We start from the raw sequence: 15,571 nt of genomic DNA, 5'->3' as shown, positions 1-15,571 counted from the left end.
GACGGAGAGCGACCGCATGTTTACTCTGGTTAAGCCCATCACCCGCCACGTTGCCCCTGCTGAGGTGGGGGATCGCCGCTTGATGAAGGTGGTGTACGTGGTGTTGGAGCCGCAGTATCAGAGCGCCCTGACGGCGGCGGTGCAGCGCATCAATGCCCACAACCCTAAGCTGGCGGTGGAGCTGTCGGGGTACTTGGTGGAGGAGCTGCGGGATCCCTCGGGGTATGAGGCTTTCCAGCGGGATCTGGAGACAGCCAATGTCTTTATTGGATCCCTAATCTTTATCGAAGACATTGCCCAGAAAGTAGTGCAGGCGGTGGAGCCCCTGCGGGAGCGGCTGGATGCGGTGGTGGTCTTCCCCTCCATGCCGGAGGTGATGCGCCTTAATAAGCTGGGATCCTTCTCCATGGCGCAGCTAGGGCAGTCCAAGAGCGCCATTGCCCAGTTCATGCGCAAGCGCCAGCAGGGATCCAGCTTCCAAGAGGGGATGCTGAAGCTGCTGCAGACCCTGCCCAAGGTGTTGAAGTACTTGCCCTTCGACAAGGCGCAGGATGCCCGCAACTTCATGCTCAGCTTCCAGTACTGGCTGGGCGGATCCCGGGAGAACCTGGAGAACTTTTTGCTCATGCTGGCGGATCGCTACCTGCCAGGGATGCGGGGGCAGCTCTCCTTTGCTGAGCCCGTCACCTACTTGGAGATGGGTATCTGGCACCCGCTGGCGCCGCAAATGTTTGCCAGCCTGGCGGAGTACTGGGACTGGTACAATGCCCGCGAGGATCTGCCAGAGGACGTGAAGGATCCCTTGGCCCCCTGCGTGGGGCTGGTGCTGCAGCGCACCCACCTGGTGACGGGGGATGATGCCCACTATGTTGCCATGGTGCAAGAGCTGGAGTCGCGCGGGGCGCGAGTGGTGCCAGTGTTTGCCGGCGGCTTGGACTTCTCCAAGCCAGTGAACGAGTTTTTCTGGAACGAGCAAAAGACGGCACCCATTGTGGATGTAGTGGTGTCGCTAACCGGGTTTGCCCTAGTGGGCGGGCCAGCGCGGCAGGATCACCCCAAGGCAGTGGAGACACTCAAGCGGCTAAATCGCCCCTATATGGTGGCCCTGCCCTTGGTGTTTCAATCCACCGAGGAATGGGCCAACAGTGACTTGGGCCTGCACCCGGTGCAGGTGGCGCTGCAAGTTGCCATTCCCGAGCTGGACGGGGCCATTGAGCCAATCATCCTCTCGGGGCGGGACGCCGTCACCGGCAAAGCTCACGCGATGCAGGATCGGATTGAGCTGATTGCAGCGCGGGCCATTAAATGGGCCAATCTGCGGCGCAAGCCCAAGATAGAGAAGAAAATTGCCATCACCATTTTCAGCTTTCCGCCAGACAAGGGCAATGTGGGAACAGCCGCCTACCTGGATGTGTTTGCCTCCATCCACCGGGTGATGCAGGCGCTGGCCCACAATGGCTACGACCTGGGGCCAGAGCTGCCCAAAACCCCCCAGGAGCTGATGGAGTCTATCCTCCACGATCCCCAAGCTCAGTACGCTAGCCCGGAGCTGAATGTAGCGGCCAAGCTGTCGGTGCGGGAGTACGAGGCCCTGACCCCCTACGTCAAAGCCATTGAGAAATACTGGGGGCCAGCTCCAGGGCACCTGAACACCGATGGGCAAAATCTACTGATTTACGGCAAGCACTTTGGCAACGTGTTCATCGGGGTGCAGCCCACTTTTGGCTACGAAGGGGATCCCATGCGGCTACTTTTTTCCAGGTCGGCCGGTCCCCACCACGGCTTTGCCGCCTACTACACCTACCTGGAAAAGGTTTGGAAAGCCGACGTGGTCATCCACTTTGGCACTCACGGGTCTCTCGAGTTCATGCCGGGCAAGCAGATTGGCATGTCCAGCGAGTGCTACCCGGATAACCTAATTGGATCCCTGCCCAACCTTTACTACTACGCTGCCAACAACCCCAGCGAGGCCACCATCGCCAAGCGGCGGGGCTATGCCTGCACCATCAGCTACCTGACACCGCCGGCAGAAAACGCTGGCCTCTACAAGGGGCTGCAGGAGCTGCGGGAGCTGATTGGCTCTTACCAAACCCTGCGGGAGGGGGCGCGGGGCATTGCCATTGTCAACGCCATCTGCGACAAGGCGCGGCTAGTCAACCTAGACAAAGACGTGGAGCTGCCGACGGTGGACGCTGCCCAGCTCACCCTAGAGGAACGGGACACGGTGGTGGGCAAGCTCTATGCCAAGCTGATGGAGATTGAGTCGCGGCTGTTGCCCTGTGGGCTGCATGTGATTGGGGCGCCCCCCACAGCAGAAGAGGCGATTGCCACCTTGGTAAGCATTGCCAGCATTGACCGGCCGGAGGAAGGGATCCTCGGCCTACCCCGCATCATTGCCCAGAGCCTGGGGCGGGATATCGACGAAATCTACCGCAACCGGGATCGGGGGCACCTGGCGGATACAGAGCTGCTGGATCGCATCAACAAGGCCTGCCATAAAGCAGTGGCCGCGCTCGTGCGGGAACAGACCGACGCCCAGGGGCGGGTCTCGCGCGTGGCCAAGCTCAACTTCTTCAACATGGGACGGCAGGCGCCCTGGCTGGTGGCCCTGAAGGAGGCGGGCTACCCGCAGGTGGATCCAGACCTGCTCAAGCCTTTGTTTGAGTTTCTGGAGGAGTGCCTCAAGCAGATTACGGCAGATTACGAGCTGGGATCGCTGCTGCGGGCCTTGGAAGGGGAGTACATCCCGCCGGGCCCGGGAGGGGATCCCATCCGCAACCCCAACGTCTTGCCAACTGGGCGCAACATCCATGCTTTGGATCCCCAGTCCATCCCCACGGCAGCGGCCATCAAGTCGGCGGAGATTGTGGTGGAACGGCTGCTGGCGCGGGAGCTGAGCGCCAACGGCGGCAGGTACCCGGAGACCATCTCAGTGGTGCTCTGGGGCACGGACAACATCAAGACCTACGGCGAGTCGCTGGCGCAGGTGCTCTGCCTGCTGGGGGTGCGTCCTAAGCCAGATGCCCTGGGGCGGGTAAACAAAGTGGAGCTCATCCCCCTGGAGGAGCTGGGGCGGCCCCGCATTGACGTGGTGGTGAACTGTTCCGGGGTATTCCGGGATCTCTTTGTCAACCAAATGGCCCTTCTCGACCGGGCAGTGAAGCTAGCAGCCCTAGCCGATGAGCCGCTGGAGCTGAACTTTGTGCGCAAGCATGCCCTACAGCAGGCAGAAGAATTGGGGCTGACTCTGGAGCAGGCGGCAACGCGGGTCTTTTCCAACGCTTCTGGCTCCTACTCGGCCAACATCAGCCTGGCCGTGGAAAACAGCTCGTGGGAGGACGAAAGCGAGCTGCGGGAGATGTACCTATCCCGCAAGTCCTTTGCCTTCGGCTCCAATTTGCCCAACCAGCAGATGCGGCAGCTTTTTGAGGCCAGCCTGAAGACGGTGGAGGTAACCTTCCAAAACCTGGATTCGTCGGAGATTAGTCTGACAGACGTCAGCCACTACTTTGATGCGGATCCCACCAAACTGGTGCAGAGCCTGCGCCCCGACGGCAAGGCTCCCTCAGCCTACATTGCCGATACCACCACGCCCAATGCCCAGATCCGCACCCTGAGCGAGACCATTCGCCTGGACGCTCGCACCAAGCTCCTCAACCCCAAGTGGTATGAGGGCATGCTCAAGCACGGCTACGAAGGGGTGCGGGAGATTGCCAAGCGGCTGGTGAACACCTCTGGCTGGTCGGCCACGGCAGGTGCGGTGGACAACTGGATCTATGAGGAGGCCAACGAGACCTTTATCAAGGACGAGGCAATGCGGCAGCGCCTCATGAACCTCAACCCCCACTCCTTCCGGCGCATCGTCGGCACCCTGCTGGAGGTGCATGGGCGTGGCTACTGGCAAACTTCCCAAGCCAACATCGAGCTCCTGCAGGAGCTGTATCAGGAAGTGGAAGACCGGATCGAGGGGGTGGAGTAGCTGGTCAAGGCCATCCCCGCAGAGGAGAGCTGAGGCTTCTCCTTGCATTTGCTGGCATAAGGGGGTTGGTAGCAAAGCCCCCAGAAAGTTCGCCCTCTGGCGCTAGGGCGAAGGCCGGCAGGAGTGCAGCTTTTAGCTTTCCTCTTCCAAAATGCGGGGCACCTTGAAGAACATGTCGACGCGGTCGGGGGCGTTAGCTAGGATCCCCTCGACATTGGCGTAGGGCTCCACCTCATCGGGGCGAGTGGGCAGCTCGATATCGAGGACATGGAAAGTAGGCTCTACGCCTTCAGTGTCCAGCTCTTTAAGCTGTTCTACGTAGGCCAGAATATCTGCTAGCTGCTGGGTAAACTGGATTTCCTCCTCCTCAGTGAGCTCTAGCCGCGCCAGGTGAGCGACGTGGCGTACTTCTTCGCGGGTCAGCATTGCTTCCTTGGCCCTATGGGCTACCGATGAGTTTACCTTAGCCAGACCTCAAAAGAGCTCCAGGTTGGCACGCCCTGTGGTTTTGAGCCAGTTTTGGGCCTCGATGTAGTTGTTGGGGGCAATGCGAATGGCACGGATCCAGTATCGGGCAGCTTCGTCAAATAGGGCCTCAGCCGTTTCTTCATCCCCAGCTTGCAGACTCTGCTCACCTTTGTGGTGCAGCAAAACGGCAATGTTGTTGAGGGCAGAGCAGAGGCGGGGGTTGAGCTCTAGGGCCTGGTGGTAGTACTCCAGGGCCTTGTCCAGGTCTCCAGTGCTTTGGTAAATCAGGCCCATGTTGTAGAGGATGTAGCTGCGGTCTTGGTCGTCCTTCTCTAAAGCCAAAGCCTCGCGGTAGTTTTCTAGGGCCTCGGCATATTCCCCTTCGCTTTGGGCCGCCATGCCGTCTCGGTAGTAGGCAAAGGCTTTCTTCTCCTCCGAACTCACCCCCGGCAGCAACTTGAGGATTAGATCAGCCAGGACAGTGAAGGTTTTGTCGATGAAGTTGTCGTTCTTCATGCCGCGGGGCATGGTTGACCTCCCCTAGGGTGCCTCTTCTTTGCGTTGTACCACGCCCACAAAACCCCTAGGTTGAGCTTTGCCCAGAAGAGGCCGAGCGGCGCTTGCTTAGGCGCACCGGGTGCCACTGTACGGTTTCACCAGGGGAGACTTCCAGTTCACAAGTAGTGTCGATGAGCCGTTGCGCCTGGGCTTGGGGAGTGGGGTAGCGGGCCAGATCCGCATCCACCAGATGGGGATGTTCTTGAAGCAGCCGCACGAGGAACTCCTGCAATTCCTCAGAGCTGAGAAATTGCTCTGGCAGGCCCGGGATCAGCAGCACGTAGTGATTGGCAGCGCGGAGCGGTTCGGGTTGGGGGTCTGACATATGAGTGTCAGGAAGGGCTGCAACTCTCTTGGTATTCTGAAAAAGACTTTCTTGGCTTTTGTCTGCCGTCTTGTGGGCTTTGAGAGTGCTATGGCCAAGCCGCGCACCTTTTCCGGCATTCAGCCCTCTGGTGAGCTGCACCTGGGCAATTACCTAGGGGCGATTAAAAACTGGGTGGCCGACCAGGAGCACTACGAGAACTTCTTTTGCATTGTGGATCAGCACGCGGTCACTGTGCCCCAGGATCCCAAGCTGTTGAGGGAGCGCACCCGTTCCCTGTTTGCCCTTTATTTGGCCTGTGGCCTCAAGCTGGAGTATTGTGTGCTGTTTGTGCAGTCCCATGTGCCTGCCCATACGGAGCTGGCCTGGCTGTTTGCCACTATCACTCCCATGAACTGGGCAGAGCGCATGATCCAGTACAAGGAAAAGAAAGAAAAACAGGGAGAGGAGACAAGTGTTGGCCTGTTTAGCTACCCCATTCTGCAGGCGGCGGACATTCTCCTCTACCAGCCCAAGTACGTGCCCGTGGGAGAGGATCAGCGGCAGCATATTGAGCTATGTCGGGACATTGCCCGCCGCTTTAATGACCGCTTTGGGCAGACCTTTGTCATCCCTGAGGCATTAATTCGTCCGCAAGGGGCGCGGATCATGAGCTTGACCGATGGCACCCGCAAGATGTCCAAGTCAGATCCCTCCGAGTTCAGCCGCATCCACCTGCTGGACAGTCCGGATGCCATTCGCAAAAAGATTCAAAAAGCCAAGACCGACTCCATCCGAGGCATTACCTTTGACGACCCGGCCCGCCCAGAAGCCCACAATTTGCTGACGATCTACATGCTCACCTCCGGCAAGAGCAAGGAGGAGGTAGCGGCTGAATGTGCCGAGATGGGATGGGGGCAGTTCAAACCCCTGCTTGCCGACAGCATTATCGCCACTCTAGAGCCCATTCAAAAGCGCTACCAGGAGCTCTGGAGTGACCCTGGCTACCTCCACGAGCTAATGCGGGAAAATGCTGCCAAGGCCCGTGCCGTGGCCGAGCAAACCCTCCAAAAGGTGCGAGATGCAATGGGGTTTCTGAGCCTTGAGGGATCCCTCACTGAGACTGCCCCTCGCGAACTTCGACAGGGCTAGGGGCAAGGCCCAGCTCGGCCAGGATCCCTTTCCAAACCAGAGGCAAGCGCTCCTGCCATTTTTGCCGGTGGTTGATCACGTACACGCAGAGTAGGGTAACGCCTACGCCCACCCACTGCTGCGGGGTGAGGGTCTCGCCCAGGAGGGTGCTGCCGAAGAAAAGGGCAAACACGGGGGTGAGAAAGGTTAGGGAGCTGAACTCGGTGAGATTTTCCTGGGAGGCGAAGTAGAAGAAGAGGGCATAGGCCACAGCGCTTCCCATCACCGAGGCATAAAGTAGATCCAGCCAATGGATGCCGCTTAGGTGCTGCCACTGCTCGCTTTCTGTCAGCGCCGAAAGCAGGATCAAGGGCAGGCTACCCAGCACCATGTGCCAGCCGGTTGCCAACACGGGATCCGCCACCTCTGCCACCTTGGGCATCATCACGGTGCCGATGGCCATTGACAGCGAAGCCAGCAACATCCAGCCAACGCCAGCTCCTAGCTGCAGGGATCCCCCCCCTCCAAGGCCAATAAGGCCGATGCCGAAAACTCCTAGCCCCAAGCTCAGCCAGCCCAGCACCCCCAGCCGCTCCCCGTAAAACCAGGTGGCCAGCAGGGCTACCACCAGGGGCTGCGAGTCAATTAGCACAGATCCCAAGCCGGCGCCGGTTTCCTGCAGTCCTTGCGCCAAAAATCCCTGAAAGCAGGTGGCGTCCACCAGGGCAAAGGCCAAGACCCACAGCCAGCCCTGCAGTCCCTGGGGATGCCAGGGCTGAGACGCTCCGGAGGCCCGCCCCTGCCAGATCCGGAAGGCCAAAACCAGGATCCCGGCCGGCAACAGCCTCAGAATGGCAATGAAGAGCGGAGTGGTCTCAGAGAGGGCATCTCGCATCGCCACCATTGCCGAACCCCAAAGGAAAAACGGGGCAATCATCAGCAGGCGTTGCCAGATAGGCTGAGATAACTTGTTGGATTGAGCCATAGGCGCTTCAAACTTGACAACAGAAGTCAACCCCATGTTAAGCGCTGCGGCAACCTAGTTACAAACCTTAACTATGGGATCCCTGGAGGGCTTTCTCAATCTGGATAAGCCGGCAGGGCTCACCTCCCACGACTGCGTGGCAGCAGTGCGGCGAACCTTGCGCACCCGCCAGGTGGGACATGGGGGCACCCTGGATCCGGCGGCAACGGGAGTTTTGCCCATCGCCGTGGGGCGGGCGACGCGCTTTTTGGCGTTTTTGCCAGGAGACAAGGTCTACCGGGCAACCTTTCGCTTTGGGCAGCGCAGCGACACTGACGATGCCGAGGGGCAGGTGGAGGTGGGATCCCCTTGTCCAGAGCTAAGTCGCGAGCAGGTGGAGGAATGTCTGCGGGAGTTTGTCGGCGAGATCTGGCAGGTGCCGCCTCTTTACAGCGCCATCAAACGGCAGGGGAAAAAGCTTTATGAGCTGGCGCGGGCGGGGGCAAAGGCCTCAGAGCTAGGGCTAGAGCCGCGGCGGGTGGTAATTCGGCACCTGCAGATCCTGGACTGGCGTCCCGGCGAGTTTCCGGAAGTGGATCTGGAGATTGCCTGTGGCCCCGGCACCTACATCCGTGCCCTTGCCCGCGATGTGGGGGAAAAGCTTGGCTGTGGCGGCTTGATGAGCCAGCTGCGGCGGCTGCAAAGTGGCCCTTTTCGCCTTGAAGAGAGTTGGCCGCTAGAGGTGTGGCAGGGATCTGCCAATCCTGCTGCTGCCCTGCTGCCCATTGAGTGGGGCTTTGCCAGCTGGGAGTCAGTTTCTCTGTCACCCTCAGACAGCCGACGCTGGCAGCAAGGTCAGGCCATTCCTCTGGATCCCGCTCAGGCCACTGCCGAGACCCTGCGGGTGAAAAGCCACCAGGGAGAGTTTTTGGGGTTGGGACAACGCCAGGGCAGATTGCTCAAGCCGCTGCGGGTGCTGTTGCCGGATTCCTGATTTCCCTGTCGGGGAAAAACCTCCGGTGTGGTAGACTGCGTGAGAGCCAACCAAGGGCGGAAAACGCCTCAGTGGGTGCAGCTTGCTTGCCGGGAGCAGTTGAAGAGTTCTATTTTTCAACCTAGCCTTTTCAACCTAGCCTTTTAAGACGCCACAAAAACGGAGTTGGGGATATGCGCGATGCCATAACCACCCTGATCAAAACCTACGACCTGACAGGCCGCTACCTGGATCGGGATGCCATGGACGCTCTTAGGGCCTTTTACGATTCGGGGTTGCGGCGCATCAAAGCTGTGCAGGTCATCAACCTCAACTCGGTGGACATTGTCAAGACGGCGGCGGCAGCCTTGTTCGCCGAGGTGCCGGAGCTGATCCGCCCAGGGGGCAACGCCTACACTACCCGCCGCTATGCCACCTGCCTGCGGGATATGGACTACTTCCTGCGCTATGCCTCCTACGCCCTGGTGGCTGGCGACAACAGCATTTTGGACGAGCGCGTTTTGGCCGGTCTGCGAGAGACCTACAACTCCCTTGGTGTGCCGATTGCTCCAACCGTCATTGGGATCCAAAACATGAAGCGGCGCACCCTAGAGCTGCTTGGCACCGACGAGGACTACAGCTTTGTAGCCGAGCCCTTCGACTACCTGAGTGCCAAACTCAGTGAAACCGATATCTAGCCTCATAGAGAGGGCAGGAATCTTCCCAGATCCCTTGCTTTGGTGGGGGTACGTTACCATCGTGGTAGCGCGCTAAGGATCTCCCGGGAAGGGAAAGAGCGGCCGTGGGGCGCGGCCCGAAGCCTTGTCCTAACTTTCCAGGAAGGCACGGCATCGTTGAACCCAAGCGCGAAGGTCGCCCTTTGCATGTCCCTCACAGCCTCCCTCGCTGGGGGCAGAAGGGGAGCAGTTGGTGGACTCAAGCCAAAGGCAGCGAAAACATGAAAGCTGTTGTCATGAACGTGCCCGGCGGGCCGGAGGTCTTGCAACTCCAGGAAGTGCCCGATCCCCAGATCCGCGGCGAGCGAGAGCTGCTTGTTCGTCTCAAGGCTGCTGGCGTCAACCCCATCGACACTAAGCTGCGGCGGCGAGGTACCTTCTACCCAGAAGAGATGCCGGCCATCTTGGGGTGTGACGGGGCTGGCGTTGTGGAAGCGGTGGGATCCGGGGTGCGGCAGTTTCGGGTTGGCGACGAGGTCTACTTCTGCTATGGCGGCCTGGGCAAGCAACCGGGGAACTATGCTGAGCTGATCGTGGTGGATGAGCGCTTTGTGGCTCCCAAGCCCAGAACCCTTAGCTTTGCCGAGGCTGCTGCGGCTCCCCTAGTGTTGATCACTGCCTGGGAGGCCCTCTACGAGCGAGGGCGGCTGCAGGCTGGCCAAAAGGTGCTTATCCACGCCGGCGCCGGAGGGGTAGGTCATGTAGCCATTCAACTAGCCCGTCTGCGGGCCTGCGAGGTGGCCACTACGGTGAGCACGCCAGAAAAGGCTGAGTTCGTCCGTTCTCTGGGAGCCAACCTGCCCATCTTCTACCGCCAGACTGACTTTGTGCGGGCTGTCTTAGACTGGACGGCTGGGGAAGGAGTGGATCTGGCGCTAGATACCCTGGGCGGCCCAGTACTGGAGCAGACCTTTCCGGCTGTGCGTGTGTACGGCGATCTCGTCACGCTGCTGGCGCCTGCTCCGGAGACCGATTGGCGGGTGGCCCGTGACCGCAACCTACGGGTAGGCTTTGAGCTGATGCTCACGCCGATGCTGAAGAATCTTGTTGCTGCCCAGCAACATCAGGCAGAGATTCTCAGGCAGTGCGCTCGCCTCATCGACCAAGGCCAACTGCGTATCCGTCTCAGCCACACCTTTCCTTTGGCCGAAGCGGCTGCTGCCCACCGCTTGCTGGAGCAGGGATCCGTTCTCGGCAAAATTGCCTTAACCATTCCCGATTAGGCTGGCTAAGGGAGGCCCTGCCCAGCTCCGCCTATGGCTGACCCACTTACCCCTCACCTGCTGGAGAACGAGAGCTTCTATGAGAACGCCCTCTGCTGGCTGGGGCGGCCGCAGACGGTCTATCGGCTGCTGAGCGAAGCGGTTTTCCCACCAATTTCCTCGTGGGTGCGGGGAGAAGTGGATAGCCGTTCTTTTAACCACTGGCAGCCGGAAGACGTGCGCACCTTTCTCTACCCGGTGGTGGCCCTAGGAGACGAGGAGACGCTTGTCCTTGCCAGCGAGGCTCTCCTACTTTGCGGCATCGGCACCTACTACAATCCCTGCGACCTGGCAATTGTGGTGTTCGTGCAGCAGCCCCAAGAGCTGTTTAGCCAACTGATGCAACGCATCCGCCGCACCGAAGCCATCATCACCCGCGGGCCAGAAGTGCGCATGCTTTCGGAACAGGTGAGCCTGGCCAAGCGAGGACAAGACTACATCAACACCAAATACTTGGTCTGGCCCTACGCCCTTTCTGCTGCCGCTCAAGAGACTCTGGTTAAGCAAGGGATCAGCATTATTCGCCTTTCACCCCCAGAGGCTGCTTTGCCCTTTGGAGGCTAAGCGAAAATAGGGATCCCTTATCCCCAGTTTTCTATGGCCAGTGCCCACCTGCCGCCCCTCATTCAAGCAATGTTGGAGCCGGGGTTTTACCCCCATCCAGTGCGGGAGCCGATCCAGCTTCTCCAAACCCACATCTCCTATGTTCTCCTGACGGGCGACTATGCCTACAAAGTAAAGAAGCCCGTGGACTTTGGCTTTCTAAACTTCTCCACCCTGGAGCGACGGCGCCACTTTTGCCAAGAAGAGCTGCGCCTAAACCAGCGCGGGGCGCCGGGGCTTTACCTCCAGGTGTTGCCCATTGGGCAAACCCAAGGCCGGTTTCAGCTTGGCGGCAGTGGCGAGCCGGTGGAGTACGCCCTTAAAATGCGGCAATTTCCCCAAGAGCAACTCTTCAGCAACCTCCTCGAGCGGGGGGAGCTGACGCCAGCCTTGATGGAGGAGCTGGGACGGGTGGTGGCAGCCTTTCACGCCCAGGCTGAGACCAACGACTACATCCGCAGCTTTGGCCGGCCAGAGCGGGTACGGGAGGCCTTCGACGAAAATTACGCCCAAACCCAGCGCTACGTGGGCGGTCCCCAGACGGCTGAGCAGTATCAGGAGACCCAAGCCTACACGGAGCGCTTTTTTGCCGAGCGGCAGGAGCTGTTTTACCAGAGGATGGCCCAAGACCGCATCCGCGAAGGCCACGGGGATCTGCATCTTGGCAACCTCTGTTGGTGGGAAGGCCAGATCTTGCTGTTTGACTGCATCGAGTTCAACGAGGCTTTCCGCTTTGTGGATACGATGTACGACGTATCCTATGCAGTGATGGATCTGGACGCCCGCCACCGTTCTGATCTGGGCAACGCCTACTTAAACACCTATCTGGAAGAAACGGGTGACTGGGAAGGACTGAAGATCTTGCCCATTTACCTCAATCGCCAGGCCTATGTGCGGGCCAAGGTTACCTCTTTTCTGCTGGACGATCCTGCCGCTGCGGAAGCTGACAAAGCCAATGCCTTCCACACTGCCGCCCGCTACTACCGACTGGCCTGGGAATACACGCTTCCCAAACAGGGACAGTTGTTTTTGATGGCTGGCCTGTCAGGAGCGGGCAAAAGTACAGTGGCCCGGTACCTAGCCCGGCAGCGGGGAGCCATTCACATCCGCTCCGATGCCGTGCGCAAGCACTTGGCCGGGATCCCTCTGCGGCAGCGGGGGGGGCCGGAGGTGTATACGCCAGAGATGACCGAGAAGACCTACCGCCGCCTGGTGGAATTGGGCGTGGAGTTGGCCCGGGAAGGTTACAGCGTAATTCTGGACGCCAAGTTTGACCGGCAAGCGCTGCGGGGCATGGCCATTGAACAGGCCCAAAAGTGCGGGATTCCCTTGCGCATCCTCCACTGTTACGCCCCTGAAGCTGTCCTCCGTGAGCGTCTGCAACGGCGCAGCCACGCTTCTGGGCCTTCCAACCGCTTGGCTGCAGGCAGAAACCTAGCTGACATTGCCGATGCCACTGCCGATCTCCTTGCCCAGCAGCAGGCGCAGTGGCAGGATTTTTCCGAGGGGGAACGGTCTTACTTGACGGTGTTGGACACCAGTCAAGATTGGCAAGCGCAACTGCAGGAGATCACCAGTGAGCGAGGTAACGGCTAAGGATTTGCACTTGATGCCGTTGTTTGAAGGCTTTTCCCCCGAGGTGCTCGAGCCGCTAGCCCGTCAGATGGCGCTGCGCTCCCATGCCGTCAACCAGGCCATCGTGTTGCAAAACGACTGGGGCAGTACCGTCTATTTCATCCTAGAGGGTTGGGTCAAGATTCGCACTCACGACACGGAGGGGCGGGAGATTACCCTCACCATTCTCGGCCCAGGCGAGATCTTTGGAGAGATGGCCGCTTTGGATGAGGCGCCTCGTTCCAGCGATGTGGTTGCCTTAACACCGACCAAGGTTTGTTCTCTGTCGGCCCAGCATTTTCTAGCTTTCTTGGCTGCCAATGCCCAGGCTGGCATTCGCCTTGCCCAGCTCATGTCCCGCCGTCTGCGGCAGCTTAACCGGCGGCTGCAGTTGCGCGAGGCCAGCAGTGTTGCCCGCGTGGCCGATATTCTCCTCTTCTTGGCCGAATCTCGGGGCTGGGTCAGCCGCAGCGGTGTGGAAATCCCCAACTTACCCCATCGGGAGCTGAGCAGCTTAAGCGGCTTAGCTAGGGAGACCGTTACCCGCGTTCTCTCCAAGCTAGAACGAAAGGAGTTGATCCGCCGGGATCGCAGCCGCAACATTCTCTGTATTCCGCAGCTGGAGGCCCTGGAAAAGCTCCTTGGCTAAACTAGGGCGCTACCTGTTGCCAAAGACCTCCTGGCCACCCTAAAATAGGGGCTACGAAAAGCCGGGATAGCTCAGTTGGTAGAGCAGAGGACTGAAAATCCTCGTGTCACCAGTTCGAATCTGGTTCCTGGCATCCTATCTTGTTTTCCTGAGCTTTTCGAGATAGGTCCACACCCTAGGCTGGGAGCTTGCTGGCGCTGGCAAGTTGGCCACCAGGCAGCCCCCTAGTTTTCGCGGCGCACAACACTTTCATGCCAGTGGCCCAGGATTTTGTCGGACAGGGCGCTCAAGGCCACAAAGATTAGGATCCCCAGGCCAGTCAGCAGCACCAGAGCCGCAAACATGCGGGGCACCTGTAAGTTAAAGCTGGAGATCAAAATCTGGTAGGCGATCCCAGCCCGCTCCCCGCCGCTACCTGCAACAAACTCGGCCACCACCGCTCCAATGAGAGAAAGGCCACCGCTGATGCGCAAGCCCCCGAGGAAATAGGGCAGGGCGCTGGGCAGGCGCAGGTAGATCAGAGTTTGCCAGCGATTGGCCTTGTACAGTTGAAACAGGTTGAGCAGGTTGTGATCGACGCTGTTTAGCCCCAGGGTAGTGTTGGAGAGAATGGGGAAGAAGGCAACAATCCAGGCGCAGACCACCATGGCCGCAAAGGTGTTGTTGCGCAGCCAGATGATAATGAGTGGCGCGATGGAAATGATGGGCGTTGTCTGCAAAACCACCGCATAGGGGAAAAGGCTGCGCTCAATCCATTTGCTCTGGCTAAACAAAACGGCCAGCAACAGCCCAGAGATGGCAGCCAAGAGGAAAGCCACCACGGTAACCTGCAAGGTAACCAGCAGCGAAGGAAAAAGGGATCCCCACTCCTTCACCAGGGTTCTGGCCACCAAAACCGGCCCCGGCAACAGGTAAGGGGGAACCCCTGTCAGCCGCACCGCCACCTCCCAAAGCCCCAGAAAAAGGAGGCCGACGATCCCAGGGGCAATCACATCCGGATTGAGCCACCTACCTAGATCCAACCGCTGGGGAGAAGTCGGCAGACCAGAGCCAGCTACCTCAGCCTCACTGCGGGGGCCGGGCCTGAGTCTCTCTTTCACCCCACCGCCCAGAGCCCCAGTCGACCCATGCCAAGACCAGCGCTCCGGCAGGACAAGCAGGGATCCCAGCCGGCGATCCAAGAACTGGAGAAGGGAGGCGAAAAGATCCAGCATAGAGAAAAGCAGGCACCCTGTCAGCGCAACCGTCCAACCGAGAGAGGAGGCAGGTAAGGCTCCTGAGTCGTGCTACCCATAGCTTCGCGCAAACGGGCTGCCACCTCCCGACAGTAGTCGTTGTAAAGGGGCGAGGTGCGAAAGTCTTCTGAACGAGGGTAGGGGGCATCGATGGGGATATCCGCCACTACTCGCCCCGGACGAGCCGCCATGACCACGACGCGGTTGGAGAGGTAGACGGCCTCGTAAATGTTGTGGGTAACAAAGACTACCGTCCACCGCTGCTCCTGCCACAGCTCCAGCAGCTCACTGTTTAATTTGCTGCGGGTGATCTCGTCCAAAGCTCCAAACGGCTCGTCCATGAGCAGCACCTGGGGCTGGGTGACGAGGGCGCGGGCAATGGAAACGCGCATGCGCATCCCCCCTGAGAGCTCGCGGGGAAAACTGTGCTCAAACCCTTGCAAGCCCACCTGGCGCAGCGCCTGCAATACCTTGGGCTCCGCTTTCTCCCTAGGCTCGCCCGCCAACTTCAGCGGCAAGCGCACATTCTCCATCACCGTGGCCCAGGGCAGGAGGGCTGGCTCCTGGAAGACAAAAGCCAACTTAGGTTCCACCGGGCGGCTGGGGAGGTTTTGCTGGCAGTGGCCCCCCCACTCAATAGAGCCACTGGTCAACTGCCCCAGGCCGGCAATTAGCCGGAGCACTGTACTTTTCCCACAGCCCGAGGGCCCCACCAAGCTGACAAACTGCCCCTCTGGAATGGCTAGGCTCATATCCTGCAAGGCCACTGTGCCGTTGGCATAGACCTTGCTGACGTGGTTGAGAAGAATCATCGGGGCAGGCATGGCTTACTTTTCCCGGCTCAGGGATCGGCGAGGAAGCGCTAAACTAATCGTACTCCTGCCGCCGCCGCAACTTGTTGACATACTCCCCGCCCTGAAGGGCATTCGCGACAGCGGGCCGTGGGCCGGGGATTCTCGTTCTTGGTTCCACAAGCGCACTTACCATGTCAGGTTGCCCCTTCATGGCAGCGGTGCTGCTCTCCCCAAGCGTTCCCCCTTCCGGGGCGGTTCCCTCCTCGCGCCAGCGGCGGGGAGCGCTTTGCCCTGAGGTAC

14 protein-coding genes and 1 tRNA gene are annotated in these 15,571 nt (G+C 59.8%); 9 read left to right on the top strand and 6 right to left on the bottom strand.

The window, feature by feature from the left end:
* The first annotated feature begins 16 nt into the window (after positions 1-16).
* Positions 17-3,979, top strand: coding sequence for a magnesium chelatase subunit H (locus NW804_RS09800; RefSeq protein ID WP_414423431.1), 3,963 nt, complete (start codon positions 17-19; stop codon positions 3,977-3,979).
* 132 nt (positions 3,980-4,111) lie between these two features.
* Here the strand turns inward: NW804_RS09800 and gatC are convergent, their stop codons facing one another.
* From gatC to NW804_RS09785, 3 genes are read right to left on the bottom strand one after another with little or no spacing between them, the layout of a single operon-like run.
* Entirely contained in the window at positions 4,112-4,405 is a 294-nt protein-coding gene (gene gatC, locus NW804_RS09795) for an Asp-tRNA(Asn)/Glu-tRNA(Gln) amidotransferase subunit GatC (protein ID WP_414396802.1), read from the bottom strand.
* 48 nt (positions 4,406-4,453) lie between these two features.
* Complete coding sequence (locus tag NW804_RS09790) at positions 4,454-4,975, bottom strand: photosystem I assembly protein Ycf3 (protein ID WP_414396804.1); 522 nt, start codon at positions 4,973-4,975, stop codon at positions 4,454-4,456.
* A gap of 55 nt (positions 4,976-5,030) precedes the next feature.
* A complete protein-coding gene (locus NW804_RS09785; RefSeq protein ID WP_414410066.1) occupies positions 5,031-5,330 on the bottom strand; it encodes a chlororespiratory reduction protein 7 in 300 nt (99 codons plus the stop codon).
* A 90-nt stretch (positions 5,331-5,420) separates the two neighbouring features.
* Here NW804_RS09785 and trpS point away from each other — a divergent pair, with 90 nt between their 5' ends.
* Entirely contained in the window at positions 5,421-6,461 is a 1,041-nt protein-coding gene (gene trpS / locus NW804_RS09780; RefSeq protein WP_414420124.1) for a tryptophan--tRNA ligase, read from the top strand.
* Here the strand turns inward: trpS and NW804_RS09775 are convergent.
* On the bottom strand, positions 6,424-7,425 hold the full coding sequence (locus tag NW804_RS09775) for a DMT family transporter (RefSeq protein ID WP_414423430.1): 1,002 nt from the start codon (positions 7,423-7,425) through the stop codon (positions 6,424-6,426). The genes trpS and NW804_RS09775 overlap by 38 nt on opposite strands.
* A gap of 73 nt (positions 7,426-7,498) precedes the next feature.
* Between NW804_RS09775 and truB the strand changes: the two genes are divergently transcribed.
* From truB to NW804_RS09740, 7 genes are all read left to right on the top strand, one after another.
* Complete coding sequence (truB, locus tag NW804_RS09770; RefSeq protein WP_414410068.1) at positions 7,499-8,398, top strand: tRNA pseudouridine(55) synthase TruB; 900 nt, start codon at positions 7,499-7,501, stop codon at positions 8,396-8,398.
* Between the two features lie 173 nt (positions 8,399-8,571).
* Complete coding sequence (gene apcB / locus NW804_RS09765; protein ID WP_414396814.1) at positions 8,572-9,075, top strand: allophycocyanin subunit beta; 504 nt, start codon at positions 8,572-8,574, stop codon at positions 9,073-9,075.
* A gap of 260 nt (positions 9,076-9,335) precedes the next feature.
* Complete coding sequence (locus tag NW804_RS09760; RefSeq protein WP_414396815.1) at positions 9,336-10,337, top strand: zinc-dependent alcohol dehydrogenase family protein; 1,002 nt, start codon at positions 9,336-9,338, stop codon at positions 10,335-10,337.
* A 33-nt stretch (positions 10,338-10,370) separates the two neighbouring features.
* The gene (locus NW804_RS09755) at positions 10,371-10,940 is read left to right on the top strand and encodes a hypothetical protein (protein ID WP_414396817.1); all 570 of its coding nucleotides are present in this window, start codon (positions 10,371-10,373) and stop codon (positions 10,938-10,940) included.
* 33 nt (positions 10,941-10,973) lie between these two features.
* On the top strand, positions 10,974-12,575 hold the full coding sequence (locus NW804_RS09750) for an AAA family ATPase (protein ID WP_414423429.1): 1,602 nt from the start codon (positions 10,974-10,976) through the stop codon (positions 12,573-12,575).
* A 13-nt stretch (positions 12,576-12,588) separates the two neighbouring features.
* Positions 12,589-13,242, top strand: a complete 654-nt coding sequence (locus NW804_RS09745; protein ID WP_414405059.1) for a Crp/Fnr family transcriptional regulator — start codon at positions 12,589-12,591, stop codon at positions 13,240-13,242.
* A gap of 60 nt (positions 13,243-13,302) precedes the next feature.
* Positions 13,303-13,375, top strand: a tRNA-Phe gene (locus tag NW804_RS09740).
* Positions 13,376-13,466: 91 nt separating this feature from the next.
* Here the strand turns inward: NW804_RS09740 and NW804_RS09735 are convergent.
* Positions 13,467-14,456 carry an ABC transporter permease gene (locus NW804_RS09735; RefSeq protein WP_414423428.1) on the bottom strand — a complete coding sequence of 330 codons (990 nt, stop codon included), beginning with the start codon at positions 14,454-14,456 and terminating at the stop codon, positions 13,467-13,469.
* 20 nt (positions 14,457-14,476) lie between these two features.
* Complete coding sequence (locus tag NW804_RS09730) at positions 14,477-15,301, bottom strand: ABC transporter ATP-binding protein (RefSeq protein ID WP_414396826.1); 825 nt, start codon at positions 15,299-15,301, stop codon at positions 14,477-14,479.
* Between the last annotated feature and the right edge of the window lie 270 nt (positions 15,302-15,571).

The sequence above is a fragment of the Synechococcus sp. WC10meta genome (assembly GCF_047461475.1).
This window is presented reverse-complemented; position numbering and strand designations above follow the sequence as displayed.